Origin of the sequence: Chitinophaga agrisoli, from assembly GCF_008386695.1 — a bacterium.
GTDB lineage: Bacteria > Bacteroidota > Bacteroidia > Chitinophagales > Chitinophagaceae > Chitinophaga > Chitinophaga agrisoli.
Genome location: NZ_VUOC01000004.1, coordinates 2,111,861 through 2,126,395, shown reverse-complemented (window position 1 = coordinate 2,126,395; position 14,535 = coordinate 2,111,861). Strand labels below are relative to the sequence as shown.

10 protein-coding genes are annotated in these 14,535 nt (G+C 51.5%); 7 read left to right on the top strand and 3 right to left on the bottom strand.

The features are described 5' to 3' along the window. Positions 1–102: 102 nt before the first annotated feature. The 6 genes from F0L74_RS27565 (at position 103) to F0L74_RS27540 (ending at position 11,781) form a co-directional block, all read left to right on the top strand. Positions 103–2,445, top strand: a complete 2,343-nt coding sequence (locus F0L74_RS27565) for a GAF domain-containing protein (protein WP_149841121.1) — start codon at positions 103–105, stop codon at positions 2,443–2,445. Positions 2,446–2,654: 209 nt separating this feature from the next. Further along, entirely contained in the window at positions 2,655–7,937 is a 5,283-nt protein-coding gene (locus tag F0L74_RS27560; RefSeq protein WP_188316198.1) for a HAMP domain-containing protein, read from the top strand. Between the two features lie 27 nt (positions 7,938–7,964). Next, complete coding sequence (locus tag F0L74_RS27555) at positions 7,965–9,215, top strand: sensor histidine kinase (RefSeq protein ID WP_149841120.1); 1,251 nt, start codon at positions 7,965–7,967, stop codon at positions 9,213–9,215. 122 nt (positions 9,216–9,337) lie between these two features. After that, positions 9,338–10,558, top strand: coding sequence for an MFS transporter (locus tag F0L74_RS27550; RefSeq protein WP_149841119.1), 1,221 nt, complete (start codon positions 9,338–9,340; stop codon positions 10,556–10,558). A gap of 61 nt (positions 10,559–10,619) precedes the next feature. Further along, a complete protein-coding gene (locus tag F0L74_RS27545; RefSeq protein ID WP_149841118.1) occupies positions 10,620–11,420 on the top strand; it encodes a HipA family kinase in 801 nt (266 codons plus the stop codon). Beyond that, positions 11,398–11,781, top strand: a complete 384-nt coding sequence (locus F0L74_RS27540; RefSeq protein ID WP_149841117.1) for a DUF3037 domain-containing protein — start codon at positions 11,398–11,400, stop codon at positions 11,779–11,781. The genes F0L74_RS27545 and F0L74_RS27540 overlap by 23 nt, the downstream gene beginning before the upstream one ends. Here F0L74_RS27540 and F0L74_RS27535 read toward each other — a convergent pair. The 3 genes from F0L74_RS27535 to F0L74_RS27525 all read right to left on the bottom strand — a co-directional run bounded on the left by F0L74_RS27535 (position 11,749) and on the right by F0L74_RS27525 (position 13,447). Further along, entirely contained in the window at positions 11,749–12,051 is a 303-nt protein-coding gene (locus tag F0L74_RS27535) for a hypothetical protein (protein ID WP_149841116.1), read from the bottom strand. The genes F0L74_RS27540 and F0L74_RS27535 overlap by 33 nt on opposite strands. Positions 12,052–12,121: 70 nt before the next feature. Then, on the bottom strand, positions 12,122–12,511 hold the full coding sequence (locus F0L74_RS27530; RefSeq protein WP_149841115.1) for an SPW repeat domain-containing protein: 390 nt from the start codon (positions 12,509–12,511) through the stop codon (positions 12,122–12,124). Positions 12,512–12,655: 144 nt separating this feature from the next. Continuing rightward, a complete protein-coding gene (locus F0L74_RS27525; protein ID WP_149841114.1) occupies positions 12,656–13,447 on the bottom strand; it encodes an aminoglycoside phosphotransferase family protein in 792 nt (263 codons plus the stop codon). Positions 13,448–13,572: 125 nt separating this feature from the next. Here F0L74_RS27525 and F0L74_RS27520 point away from each other — a divergent pair, with 125 nt between their 5' ends. Continuing rightward, complete coding sequence (locus tag F0L74_RS27520) at positions 13,573–14,505, top strand: nucleoside hydrolase (RefSeq protein ID WP_188316197.1); 933 nt, start codon at positions 13,573–13,575, stop codon at positions 14,503–14,505. The last annotated feature ends 30 nt before the right edge of the window (positions 14,506–14,535 follow it).

Here is a 14,535-nt window from a genome sequence, read left to right as displayed (position 1 = left end):
AAAAATAATCGTGCAAAAAAGATTGCAAAGGCTTAACATTGGGGTAAGCAAGGCTTTTTGCAGTATTATTTTATTTATATATTCAGTTGCAGCGCTTAAACAATGAAAAACAATATACTGGACGCCTCCGGCAATAAGGCATTATTACTGCCCATAGACGCCGCCATATCTTTTACGCCATTTATAGAGTATATGAAACAGCGGGCGGCGGAGGAAACAACCATCAAGGGCAATTTTTACAGGACGGTCCTGCATCATTTTGAGGAAATGCAGGTAGCGGGGAAGGAGCTGCCCATAGAGGAAATGAAGAATTACGAGGCCCTGCTGCAATACATGTATGCCTCCAATACACCGCCGCTGGCCAATGAAAAGGAGCTGGCCTGGGGCCTTAGCTTTCCTTTTCAGCCTTATATCTTTTATGGTACGGATATGCTGTATGAACTGCTGGAGCGGCGGCAGGAAGGGCATGATGTATATGAGATGACCAAAACGCCGGAAGAGTTTCACCGGGACCGCCTGCAGCTGGTGTACTCCTTTATCCTTAAAAGGCTGTATGATTTTGAGTCGCCTGTAAAATCAGGGCTCTATCACTCCGGCATTAATACGGTTACCGGCCTGCTGGAATATTATACGGTAAATGTGAATACAGATTTTATTACCGTTACGCATAAAGGGGAGCTCCCCACGCTGGATTGCGATCAGTTATATATGCAGCTGAGCCAGGGGGCCGGCTTCGAGATCCTGGAATCTACCCTGCCGCTGGATATGTTCCAGTTCCGGGGCATTGCTATCTGTACCATTAAGGATATTACGCCTTATAAGGCGGTGGATAATATACGCCGGGTGCGCCTTACACGCAACCAGGAAGATGTAGTGGCAGCCCGGGAGAGCGTGATACGGTCCCTTAAAACGCTGGTGCGCACGAATAAGATAGAGTTTGACCTGTTTCCGCTGGTACGCATCAATAACGAGCCGGTATATGGTTTTGCCAAAAGCGGTACGGGAGTGTTGTTTGCGGTGTGGGGCGAGGATGCGCTGACGCCGGAGGAGTTTAAGCGGGAGGCCAGCGGTTTTGCGGCTAATCCTAACTTCTTTTTTTCGCCGGATATTTACAGGGAGGCGCCGTCTGACGAATATGATTTCCTGGAAAGGTTCCGTCAGCAGGGGGTACGTTCCCTGGCCCTGTTTCCCGTATTCTTTAATCATGCGCTGGCGGGCGTGCTGGGCATGCATACCTGGGGCGATGATACTTTTGACGAGAAGACACTGGCCCTGCTGGAGCCCGCACTTGCCCCAGTTGGCCAGCTGTTGCAGATCTATATTGACGAGTTTAACCTGGAGATAGAGAACATTGTAAAGGAAAAGTTCACTTCCCTGCAACCCGCTGTGCAGTGGAAATTTAACGAAGCCGCCTGGCATTACCTGCAGGCAAAGAGTAAGAACCTGCCTACCAAAACGGAGCATGTGCATTTTAATGATGTGTATCCTTTATATGGGGCCATTGATATACGCAACTCTACGGTGGAACGGAACAACGCTGTAAAAGCAGATCTGGACAGCCATCTGCGTTTATTGACCACCCTGCTGACGGACCTGCACGAAAAGCAGCATTCCTCCCTGCTGGAGGAAGCCATCTTCACTGCCCGTAAATGGCAGCAGGTAGTGCAGCAGGAGCAGCTAACGGCCACGGATGAAACAAACCTCAATTATTTCCTCACAGAAGGTACCGTGCCGTACCTGAAGCATCTGGCACAGCAACAACCAGCTACCCGCGCTGCTGTTGACGCCTATGTGCAACTGCTGCATCAAACGGATGGCGAGTTGCAGGAGCACCGCCATGCACTGGAATTATCCATGCAAACTATTAACAGCGCGATCAATAATTACTTTGAAACAGAGAAACATGTACTGCAGCAGTCCTATCCCTGCTACTTTGAAAAATTCCGCTCTGACGGAATTGAGTACGATATTTATATAGGTCAATCTATTGCGCCGGATAAACCTTTTGACCATTTTCACCTGAAACATCTGCGCCTGTGGCAACTATCCTCCATGGCCGCTATCACCAAACTTACCCGGGAACTGTTACCCACACTGGCAGTGCCGCTGCAGACCACCCAGCTTATCTTTGCGCATAACCATACCATCGACATCAGCTTTAGGGCGGATGAGCGGCGGTTTGATGTGGAAGGCACCTATAATATCCGTTACCAGATGATCAAGAAACGGATAGATAAGGTGCATATACGCAATACCAATGAAAGATTAACGCAGCCGGATAAGCTGGCGCTGATCTATTTTAGCCGTAAGGATGTAGATGATTATCTGCCCTTTATGCAATATCTGCAGGAAACGGGCGTATTAAAGCAGGATATGGAGGAACTGGAGCTGGAAGACCTGCAGGGGCTAAGCGGTTTAAAAGCGTTGCGGGTCACCGTCGCCTAAAATATTACTGCGTGTAAACATAATATATTATCTTTATTTTGAAAGCTGTTGTATGCTTTGAAAGACCAGCAAACAGCAGGCTGGACAATAATTTGCATCCACTTATGCGTATCTGAAATCCGCAAGGGTATTGAACAAACCAGTTAAAAAAGACGAACAGCCAAGGCTTACGCAAGTAGGCCGTTTTACGCTCTAATGCCTCTACAACAATGAATACCAGGAAAAAAGCAGCCGGTAATGGCACGAGTCCGGCTAAAGCAGCATCAAAAAAAGATGCGATCCCTGCCTCCCGAAAACCACAACCTGCTGATGATCAAATGGCTCCTGCCTTACAGGATGAACTGGATGACCGCCGGTTATTACAGGTATTGTCTGAAGTGAAGAACGGCAATTTTAGTGTGCGCATGCCCGTAGACAATATTGGCCTGAGCGGCAAGATCTGTGACACGGTGAACGAGATCATCACGTTGAATGAAATGCTGGTGGAAGAACTGCTGCTGGCCCGTAATACCATTGGTAAAATGGGTAAGCTCAATCACCGTGTAGCCATGCCGCGTACGGCCAAGGGTGCATGGAATGAGGCAGTGGGCTCTATAAATACCCTGATCTCTGACCTGGTGCATCCCACCATCGAAATAGCCCACGTGATCAGCTCCGTGGCCAAAGGCGATCTTTCCCAGGAAATGACCTTACAGATAGAGGACCATGTGCTGCAGGGCGAGTTTGCCCGTATAGCCACGGAGGTGAACGGCATGGTGAAACAGCTGAACCTCTTTTCCAGGGAGGTAACGCGCGTGGCGCTGGAAGTAGGATCTGAAGGAAAGCTGGGCGGACAGGCCAAAGTAAAGGATGTGGCCGGTGTGTGGAAAGACCTGACAGACTCCGTGAACCAGATGGCGGACAACCTGACGGCCCAGGTGCGTAATATCGCGGATGTAACTACCGCGGTGGCCAGGGGCGACCTGTCTAAGAAGATCACCGTGGATGTAAAAGGGGAGATCCTGGAGCTGAAGGATACCATTAACACGATGGTGGACCAGCTGAACTCCTTCTCCTCAGAAGTAACGCGCGTGGCGCGTGAAGTGGGTACGGAAGGTAAACTGGGCGGGCAGGCTACGGTAAAAGGCGTGGGTGGCGTATGGAAAGACCTGACGGACTCCGTGAACCAGATGGCCGGTAACCTCACGGCCCAGGTGCGTAATATCGCGGATGTGACCACGGCGGTGGCATTGGGTGACCTATCGCGCAAGATCACGGTGGATGTACGCGGCGAAATACTGGAATTAAAGAATACCATCAATACCATGGTGGACCAGCTGAACTCCTTTGCATCCGAAGTAACGCGCGTGGCGCTGGAAGTAGGTACAGAGGGTAAGCTGGGGGGCCAGGCCAAGGTACAGGGCGTAGGCGGTACCTGGAAAGACTTAACGGACTCCGTGAACCAGATGGGATCGAACCTCACGGCCCAGGTGCGTAATATTGCGGAAGTAACAACGGCGGTAGCCAAAGGGGATCTGTCGCGCAAGATCACGGTGGATGTAAAAGGGGAGATCCTGGAGCTGAAGAACACCATCAACACGATGGTGGACCAGCTAAACGCGTTTGGCTCGGAAGTGTTCCGCGTGGCGCGCGAAGTAGGCTCTGAAGGTAAGCTGGGCGGCCAGGCAGATGTACCGGGCGTAAAAGGCCTGTGGAAAGATCTGACGGACTCTGTGAACATCATGGCATCCAACCTGACCTCGCAGGTGCGTAATATTGCGGAGGTGACCACGGCGGTGGCCAACGGTGACCTATCCCGCAAGATCGAAGTGGACGTAAAAGGAGAGATCTTAAAACTAAAGAATACCATCAACACGATGGTGGAACAGCTACGCGCCTTTGCATCCGAAGTAACGCGTGTGGCGCGTGAAGTGGGCACCGATGGTAAGCTGGGCGGACAGGCCTTTGTGCCGGGCGTTGCCGGTACCTGGAAGGACCTTACGGACTCCGTGAACCAGATGACGGGCAACCTGACCTCGCAGGTGCGTAACATTGCGGAAGTGACCAAGGCCGTAGCCTCCGGTGACCTTTCCAAGAAAGTGACCATCGACGTAAAAGGAGAAATATTAGACCTCAAGAATACCATCAATACCATGGTGGACCAGCTGAACTCCTTTGCCTTTGAAGTAACGCGCGTGGCGCGTGAAGTAGGCACGGAAGGTAAGCTGGGCGGCCAGGCAGAAGTACAGGGCGTAGGCGGTACCTGGAAGGACCTCACAGACTCCGTGAACATGATGGCCTTTAACCTTACCAACCAGGTGCGCGGTATTGCCAAGGTAGTGACCTCTGTGGCGACGGGTAACCTGAAACAGAAGCTGTCCATCGTATCCCGTGGGGAGGTGGCGCAGCTGACAGAGACCATTAATGAAATGATCGATACCCTGGCGCTGTTTGCGGACCAGGTAACTACCGTGGCCCGCGAAGTGGGTGTGGAAGGGCGTTTGGGCGGTCAGGCCAGTGTGCCCGGCGCTTCCGGTATCTGGAAGAACCTTACGGAGAACGTGAACCAGCTGGCAGAGAACCTTACCACCCAGGTACGCGCCATCTCCGCGGTGGCATCCGCCGTAACCAAAGGCGATCTTACCCAGATGATCCGCGTAGAGGCCAAAGGCGAAGTGGAAGAACTGAAGGATACCATCAACCAGATGATCGCCAACCTGAAAGAGACCACGCTGCGTAACCAGGAGCAGGACTGGCTTAAATCCAACCTGGCCAAGTTTACGCAGATGCTGCAGGGCCAGAAGGACCTGAATACGGTAACCCGCCGGATCCTCTCTGAGCTGGCGCAGGTAGTGCAGGCACAGAAAGGTATGTTCTATATACTGGAAGACGAATCCCTGAACCCTAAACTGAAGCTGTTTGCCGCATACGCCTATGGGGATGAAGTGAGCCTATCCCGCGAGTTTGCCATGGGACAAGGCCTGGTAGGACAGTGTGCCATGGAGAAGAAACAGATATTGCTGACGAACGTGCCGGGGGATTATATCAAGATCAGCTCCGGATTGGGAGAGGCTACGCCGCTTAACCTGATCGTACTGCCGGTATTGTTTGAAACACAGATCAAGGCGGTGATAGAGCTGGCCTCCTTTGACACGTTTAACCAAACGCACCTGGACTTCTTAAGTCAGCTGACAGAAAGTATTGGTATCGTGTTGAACACCATTGAAGCGAACTCCCGTACAGAGGCCCTGCTGGAACAATCCCAATCCCTGGCGGATGAGCTGCGCCTGGCCAACGAAGAGCTGCAGGATAAAGCCCACCTGTTGGTGAAACAGAAGGATGAGGTGGAAGAGAAGAATATGGAAGTGGAAGAGGCCCGCCGCTCGCTGGAAGAAAAAGCAGAGCAGTTGCAGCTGACCTCTAAGTATAAATCAGAGTTCCTGGCTAATATGTCGCATGAGTTGCGGACCCCGTTAAACTCCCTGCTGATACTGGCCCAACAGCTATATGAGAACCATGAGGGCAACCTGAGCGAAAAACAGGTGCGGTACGCTAAAACGATCCACAGCTGCGGGGATGACCTGATACAGCTGATCAACGATATCCTGGATCTGTCCAAGATCGAATCCGGGTACATCTCCACGGACTTTATCAATGTACGCTTTAGCGAGGTGGTGGCGTTTGTAGAAACGACCTTTAAACATATCTCGGAGAGCAAGAACCTGCGTTTTGGCATCAGCATAGATGAACAGCTGCCGCAAAGCCTGGAAACGGATGTGCAGCGGTTGAACCAGATCTTAAAGAACCTGTTGTCCAATGCCTTTAAGTTTACGGAAAAAGGAGAGGTACGGCTACGGGTATATGAAGCCAAGCATAACTGGAAAACATCCAACGCCAGCCTGGACAATGCTGCCCGTGTGGTGGCCTTTGAGATCAGGGATACGGGTATTGGTATCTCCAAGGATAAACAGAACATTATATTCGAGGCATTCCAACAGGCAGAAGGCTCTACCAGCCGTAAATACGGCGGCACTGGCCTGGGCCTTTCCATTAGCCGTGGACTGGCAGACCTGCTGGGCGGCTCTATAGAGCTGGAAAGCGAAGCCGGCAGAGGTAGCTCGTTCACGCTGTTCCTGCCGGTGCAATACAACCCGGCAGATATTAAGAAGGAAAAGCCCAGCAACCGTACGGCGGTACAGTATACGCTGACGGAGGGAGGCGAAGCAGTATCGTTCCAGTCTGTGACCACTATCAAAACAGCAGACACACGCGACCTGGAAGGGCTGAATGAGATCATTAATGAAACCGGCGATGACCGTACGCATATCACGGAAACAGACAAGGTGATACTGATCGTGGAAGATGATGTGCGTTTTGCCAAGATCATGCAGGAGAAAGCGCATGAAATGGATCTGAAAGCCGTTGTGGCCACCAGCTTTGGCGAGGTGTTCGATCTCACCAATAAGTTTAACCCCATAGCCGTAACGCTGGATGTGAAGCTGCCGGACGCCAGTGGCTGGCGTGTGCTGGACCTGTTCAAAAATGATGTGAACCTGCGGCATATCCCCATCCATCTTATTTCCGGTGAGGAGAACCGCCTGCTGGCCATGCACCGCGGGGCGCGCAGCTTTAACCTGAAGCCCATGAAGGCGGAGGCCATGACGGTGCTGTTCCAGCGTATCATAGAACAAGACAGCCGCAAATTCAAAAAAGTGCTGGTGGTGGAAGACAATGCCCTGGAAGCCGGCCAGATAGCGGCCGTACTGGATAATGACGATCTGATAGAAATAGAAGTGGCTGCCAATGGCCAGGATGCGCTGGATCATCTGCACCATACCTCTTATGATTGTATCATTGCGGATTATATGCTGCCGGATATTGACGGCGCGGACTTTATCACGAACGTGTATACCATCAACAAACAGAATACCACGCCGGTGATCGTATATTCCGCCAAAGACTTTTCCGTGAAGGAGAAATCGAGGATAAAACAATATGCGAATAAGATACTGATGAAGGGCAGTAGTTCCCTGGAGCTATTGCTGGAAGAGACCGTGCTGCAGCTGCACCTGGACCACCAGGTACTACAGCCGGACAAGCGGAAGATGATAGAAGAGCTGCGCTCCCGTAAGGATGTGCTGCTGCATAAAAATGTGCTGGTGGTGGATGATGATGTGCGTAACCTGTTTGCGCTGACAACCGCGTTTGAGCGTTACCAGATCAACACCATTACGGCGGAAAGCGGCAAGGAAGCCATTAATATCATGGCGGAGAACAACCAGATAGATATTGTGCTCATGGACATCATGATGCCGGAAATGGACGGCTATGAGACCATGCAGAAGATACGGAGGGAACATACGAACAGCGCCTTGCCTATTATTGCGGTAACCGCCAAGGCAATGAAGGGCGACCGGGAGAAATGCCTGGAAGCAGGGGCCTCCGATTATATTACGAAACCACTGAAGATTGACCAGCTGCTGTCATTGATGCGTATATGGTTATACAGATGATTAACAGGCTTATTATTAAAAACAATTATGCGGCTACAGGAAAATGATCCGGTAAAAATATTAGTGGTGGATGACAGACAGGATAATCTATTGTCCATATCCTCCATCCTCGAGCGGGAGAGTTATATCACCGTTAAAGCGAACTCCGGCAGGGCTGCGTTAAAGATCCTGCTGCAGGAGTACGATTTTTCGCTTATACTGATGGATGTGCAGATGCCGGACATGAACGGCTTTGAGACCGCCGCGCTTATCTATGAGCGCGACAGGCTGAAGAATATCCCCATCATCTTTGTTACTGCGTACAGCCATGAGGAAGAAGCTATTTTTAAAGGCTATAAAGTTGGCGCGGTAGATTTTCTCTACAAGCCGGTGAACCCGGAGCTGCTGCGTATTAAGGTGGGCGTGTTTGTAGAGCTGTACCGGAAAACACAGTCACTCATCGCGCAGGAACAAAAGCTGCTGAGCATTAACGCCTCCCTGCAAAAAGAGATAGAGGAACGCGAAGCCTCTGAACAGAAGGTGCGGGAGCTGAACCGGCAACTGCTGGATAACAACATACGCCTGAAAGCCGCCAATGAAGAGCTGGACCGTTTTGCGTATGTGGCCTCGCATGACCTGCAGGAGCCGTTGCGCAAGATCCGCATGTTCAGCGATCTGATATTGCAGAAGAAATCCAGCACTACGGAACTGGATAAACATATACAGCGTATTAACAGCGCTACTGAGCGTATGCAGCAACTGGTGAATGACCTGTTGCATTTCTCGCGCCATGCAACCAGCAAGGGCGATTTTGTGGAGATAAGCCTGAACGAGATCGTACAGGAAGCCCTGAAAGAGCTGGAGATCAAGATCCAGCAAAGCAATGCCCGTGTAGTGATAGACCAGCTGCCATCCGTGCTGGTGATCCCTACTTTGATGCAGCAGGTGTTTTATAACCTGGTGGCCAATGCTATTAAGTTCTGTAAAAAGGGTACTGCGCCGGAGGTGCATATCTACCTGGGCCAGGAAGAGCACCATCCTACAGCTAACGGTAATGGCGGATCTTATTACAGTATATGTGTTAAGGATAACGGTATTGGCTTTGAAACCAAGTACCTGGAAGATATCTTCATCCCTTTTAAACGCCTGCATAGTTACCAGGAGATAGAGGGCAGCGGCATCGGGCTATCTATCTGCAAAAAGATCATGGAGCAGCACCAGGGGTTTATTACTGCGACCAGCCAGGTGAATGACGGGGCCACGTTTATTGTGGGCATACCCGGGCAACGGTTGGATTGACGGGGGATGGACGTTATTATAAGCCAGCCACATTTTCCACTGGTCTACTTTGATTGTATAAACTGGACTATACCAGGGGGCCAGGATAACTGGAAATTTGAAGCATATTTAAGCCCTGAATTATGCTTCTCAAGATCGCACATACCTATAGGTCCAGCTTCAGTGACCTGAGCCGGGAAACCTGGCTCCTGAGCTTTGTCTTGCTGGTGAACCGTTCCAGCACCATGGTGGCTCCCTTTATGAGCATGTATATTACGCAAAGCAAACATCGCAGCATTGCCGATGCGGGGCTGATCATCACCCTGTTTGGGGTGGGGGCTGTGCTGGGATCCACGGTGAGCGGTTATTTCATAGATAAATTCAGTTTCCGCGCGGTACAGTTGTTCAGTTCTATTATTGGAGGGCTGTTGTTCCTGCTGTTTGGCCATATTGATAGCTTTACCGGCATTTGTATAATGACGGTGCTGTTAAGCTTTGTGGTAGAAGCTTTCCGTCCGGCGAATGCCGCCGCGGTGGCCGCCTATTCCACCCCGGAAAACCTGACCCGTTCCTATTCCCTGAACCGCCTGGCTATGAATATTGGCTGGGCCGTGGGCAGTTCCATGGCAGGCATACTGGCCGCCATTAACTACCATTTGTTGTTTTGGGTGGAGGGCGGCGTATATCTCGTGGTAGGCGGGCTGGTGCTTGTACTGCTGCCGCCTGCAAAACCGGCCGTAAAACCAGTGACCGCGGTTGTTAGTACGGCGCCGGCAGCGTCCTCTCCCTGGAAAGACCCTTACCTGTTCCGTTTCCTGCTGCTGGTAACTATCTACATGAGCTGTTTTATGATGTTATTCCGCCTGGTGCCTGTGTACTGGAAAGAGGAGCTGCACATTAACGAAGCCTCTATTGGGCTGCTGATGGGGCTGAACGGCGTGCTTATAGCCATGTTGGAGATGGTGCTGGTGCGCTATTGGGAAAGCCGGCGTTCTAATATGTATTATATCGTTTCCGGCGTGATAGCCACTGCCTTAGGGTATGGGCTGCTGGAGCTGCGGGGTATGCCGTCTATGCTCATAGCAGTGGGGACGGTGTTGTTCCTGACGGCGGGGGAGATGCTGGCCTTTCCTTTTATTAATACGGTGATCATGAGCCGGGCCAATGAGCAAACGCGTGGTAAATATGCCGCTTCTTTTGCCATGACCTGGTCTATTGCCCAGATAGCGGGGCCGGGTGGCGGCGCCCTGCTGGCGGATAGCCATGGGTATAGCGTATTGTGGGTTGTGTTGGTGGCTGCATGTTTGGTATGTGCGGGAGGGTTTCAGTTGTTGAAACGGCGTAAAGCGCAGCCGGTGGTTTGATTGATGATGGTGGATGTTGAGGCGACAACTTATATTTGCATTCCTTAACAGCAAAAATGGTATGAATATCAACGATTCACCCATCCGCACTGTGAACGTGACCCGGTATGTAACGCCTTTACGTGAAGGTGGTTCTTTACCGGCTATTGCAGAAGCAGATGATGATTTCCTGTACGTGCTCAAGTTCCGGGGCGCAGGCCAGGGGCCCAAAGCCCTGATTGCGGAACTGATAGGCGGGCTGGTAGCCCGCGCGCTGGGCCTGAAACTGCCGGAGATCGTGTTTGCCTGTCTGGATAGCGCTTTTGGGCGAACAGAGGCCGATGAAGAGATACAAGACCTATTGAAAGCCAGCGTAGGGCTTAACCTGGCGCTGCATTACCTGGAAGGCTCCATTACATTTGACCCTGCCGTATATACCATTAATGGGGCGCTGGCCTCGCAGATCGTGTGGCTGGATTGCCTGCTCACGAATGTGGACCGTACCGCGCGTAATACCAATATGCTCATGTGGGGCCGCGAGCTGTGGCTGATAGACCATGGGGCATCCCTTTATTTCCATCATACCTGGCATAACTGGAAAGAACATGCCGCCCGGCCTTTTGTACAGGTAAAGGACCATGTGCTGCTGCCGCAGGCAGACCAGATCGAATCTGCCGATATAGCCGGCCGCGCCATTCTTACGGAAGAGCGCATCCGCCATATTGTAGCCCAGGTGCCGGACGAATGGCTGCTGGCAGATACGCTGGAAGCCGGCGACGCGAACGCACGCAGGGAAGTATATATTCAATTCCTCCTCCTGAGGGTAGCATCATCCGCAATTTTTGTAAAAGAAGCACAACATGCAAGGGAAACACTTATTTGAGTACGCCGTGATCCGTATAGTACCACGGGTAGAACGGGAAGAGTTCCTGAACGTGGGCGTTATTCTTTACTGTAAAGACCAGAAATTCCTGCAGGCGGTGTATACACTGGATGAGGATAAACTGCGCATGCTGGCTCCCGGTACGGATCTGAATGAAGTGAAGGCGTATCTCTGCGCTTTTGAGCTGATCTGTAAAGGAGGAAAAGAGGGTGGCCCTATTGCCCTGCTGGAGCCGGCTTTGCGCTTCCGCTGGTTAACGGCTACCCGCAGCACGGTGTTGCAGACGTCTAAAGTGCATGGCGGTTTCTCCGGTAATGCAGCAGATACCTTACAGCGGCTTCATGCCCAGCTGGTGCTGTAACAGCCATACAAAACCTTCGCCTATCAGCATACCTATAAGGCCGCCTATAACGGTGGCCACCGCATCCATTACATCATGGTGGCCTTTGCCGGTGATGAGCGAAAACAGCTCAAAGCCATAGGATACACAGACCAGCAGCAGAAAGGCAATAGCCGCGCCGGTAAAGGGCATAGCAGGCAGCAGGTAGGCCGTGATGCTCTGGAAGATGGCCCCTATTAGGATGCCGGCGTAAAAATGGCTCCATTTGTCAGGAGGGATGCTGTTTGGCATAAGGAATAAAAATACGCAAAAAGCCGCTTAGACAGCGGCTTTTTGCATGATGGGCTATCGTGGATGGGAGTTAGTGTACGGTCGTTCCGTGGCTGGGAATGTGCCTTCTCTCCGTACCAGTTACACGTGTTGTCAATAACGCAACGCCCAATTCGATCAGCCCCACGATCAGATGGGGCGCCCATACATAGTCCTCAAATCCAAACAGCCAGGGTGAAACAGCTAGTAAGGCCCCGCTGATAAAATCCAGCGTTAGATGGACACGCATGGAAATTACACGGGCCAGGCCCAGCTCATAATCCGTTAACAGGCTGTACAGAATGGTAGAGGCGCCTAATATTACAGGCAGCCAGGTTTCAATGCCGCCCCTGTCAAAGTTCAATACCCAGGGGGCAGCAATCAGCAGCACACCCACGATGTAATCCAGGTACCCGTGGGTTTTGGTTCCAATAACGCTCATAGCTCAAATATTTATGGATGATGAAATGATACTTATGGCAGGACAAAGAGCAGGCCAGTGGCCCTTGTAGTCCTGTGAACGGCCGCAGAAGCGTGGAGTAGTGTGGTTTCCGGTATACAGAAGTGTAGAATTTACAGGGCTGTTTTATAGCGCTGATGCGGCCATGGCGGCTGTGTTGAGGGCAATGTCCGGTTGATCGCCATCCTGTAATGTCCAGATGGCGGAAAGGCCGGACCAGGCCAGGATCCATTGCAGCAGCCGTTGGCGGTCCAGTTGTGCGGTGGCTGTTATGGTGGTAAGCCGTTCGTGGAAATGGGCTTTGGCAGTAGTTAGATCAGGGTTGCAAAAAATGTTTGCATAGTCGAAATATCGTTCTCCGCTCAGGCCTTTAGGGTCGATGGCCAGCCAGCCCTGGTGGCCAAAGTCAAGGATATTGTCGTGGTGGATATCACCGTGCAGGATGATCGTTTCCTGTGGATGAGACAATAGGTGGCGGGCGGTGGTGAGTGACGATAGCAGGATACCGCCGTATTTATCTGCGTGTAGTTCCAGGTCCCGGAACCAGGTGGTAAGCGGTGTAAGCGCGGGTGGCGGGGTAGGCCGCGGGGTATGTAAGTGTTGTACGGCTTTGCATAATAGCTGGGTGGCTTGATGATCCTGGCCGTTACGGGCCATAGTCGCAAGGGACTGTGTGCCGGTGGCTTTTTCGAGGAGTAGTGCGCCATTGCTGGGATCGTACGCCAGCACCCCGGCGGCGCCATTGCCGTTATACCATTGCATTAATAGGGCGCCGGCCTGTTCTTCCGGCGCGGTGGGTATTTTAAGCATGGCAGGCTGGCCGGCTTGTAGTACGGGTAGTAGCCGGCTGCTGTGGGTGATGATGGGCAGGCCATCCGGAATGAGTTGCCATAATTTGATGTAGTCATCAAAGTGCATGGTTAAAGGTAAGGAACAAAGGTAAAATTGATATATTTGGTGCTCCACGTTGGAATTATAAACGCCACCTTATGTTAATACGTTCATTCCTTTTTTCCTGTCTGCTATTTTTAACCGCCATTCCCATGCAAGCACAATCACCGCTGCCCGTTATCCTTGATACTGATATTGCCGGCGACTATGACGATGTAGGCGCTATGACCCTGCTGCATGCCTTTGCAGATAAGGGCGAAGCTAAGATCCTGGCTGTTATCTCCTGTAATGCATTTGAAACTACCGTGCCTACTATCAGTGTGCTGAATACTTATTTTAAAAGGCCTGATATCCCCATTGGTATCACCCATAAAGCCAAGCCTGATATGGATTGTCCGCAGCAATGGGCACAGGCTATCATCGCTAAATATCCGCACCGCGTAAGATCCAACAAAGAAGCGGAAGAGGCCGTATCCCTGTACCGCCGTATACTGGTGGCGCAGCCGGATCATGCGGTTACTATTATTACCATTGGTTTTTTCACTAACCTGGCGGATCTTTTACAGTCTGGGCCGGATCAGTACTCGCCGCTTAGCGGCCGTGCGCTGGTGCAGCAAAAAGTAAAGGCGTTGGTTGCAATGGCTACAAGTGTGCCGCCAGGTAAGGAAAAGGGGCGGGAGTATAATGTGTATGTAGATACGGAAGCAGCGCGTGCCGTATTTGAACAATGGGAAACGCCTATCACTTTAAGTCCCTTGGAAGTAGGGGAACAGCTGCATACGGGTATACCGCTTACAAAGGATGCTGCTATTACAGACAGCCCGGTAAAGGATGCTTTTAGCATTGCGCTTGAGAAAGATAAAAATACCCAGGGCCGTATGAGCTGGGACCAGACAGCGGTACTGGTAGCGATCAAAACCCCGCAGCCCTGGTTTAATGAAAGAAAGATCAACCTGCGGATAGAAGCAGATGGCAGCAACACGCTGATACCTGGTGAGCGGTTTACATTGCTGGAGTTGAAAGAGGGAGAGAAGCTAAAGTTGCAAGAATACATCGAATCACTGATGCACCATCAGCCTAAATAAAAAAGTTCCACCTGTTACCGGCGGAACTTT

Excerpts from the sequence above, each read along its gene's own strand:
- F0L74_RS27565 (WP_149841121.1), top strand. The coding sequence starts at position 103 with ATGAAAAACAATATACTGGACGCCTCCGGCAATAAGGCATTATTACTG.
- F0L74_RS27560 (WP_188316198.1), top strand. The coding sequence starts at position 2,655 with ATGAATACCAGGAAAAAAGCAGCCGGTAATGGCACGAGTCCGGCTAAA.
- F0L74_RS27555 (WP_149841120.1), top strand. The coding sequence starts at position 7,965 with ATGCGGCTACAGGAAAATGATCCGGTAAAAATATTAGTGGTGGATGAC.
- F0L74_RS27550 (WP_149841119.1), top strand. The coding sequence starts at position 9,338 with ATGCTTCTCAAGATCGCACATACCTATAGGTCCAGCTTCAGTGACCTG.
- F0L74_RS27545 (WP_149841118.1), top strand. The coding sequence starts at position 10,620 with ATGAATATCAACGATTCACCCATCCGCACTGTGAACGTGACCCGGTAT.
- F0L74_RS27540 (WP_149841117.1), top strand. The coding sequence starts at position 11,398 with ATGCAAGGGAAACACTTATTTGAGTACGCCGTGATCCGTATAGTACCA.
- F0L74_RS27535 (WP_149841116.1), bottom strand. The coding sequence starts at position 12,051 with ATGCCAAACAGCATCCCTCCTGACAAATGGAGCCATTTTTACGCCGGC.
- F0L74_RS27530 (WP_149841115.1), bottom strand. The coding sequence starts at position 12,511 with ATGAGCGTTATTGGAACCAAAACCCACGGGTACCTGGATTACATCGTG.
- F0L74_RS27525 (WP_149841114.1), bottom strand. The coding sequence starts at position 13,447 with ATGCACTTTGATGACTACATCAAATTATGGCAACTCATTCCGGATGGC.
- F0L74_RS27520 (WP_188316197.1), top strand. The coding sequence starts at position 13,573 with ATGCAAGCACAATCACCGCTGCCCGTTATCCTTGATACTGATATTGCC.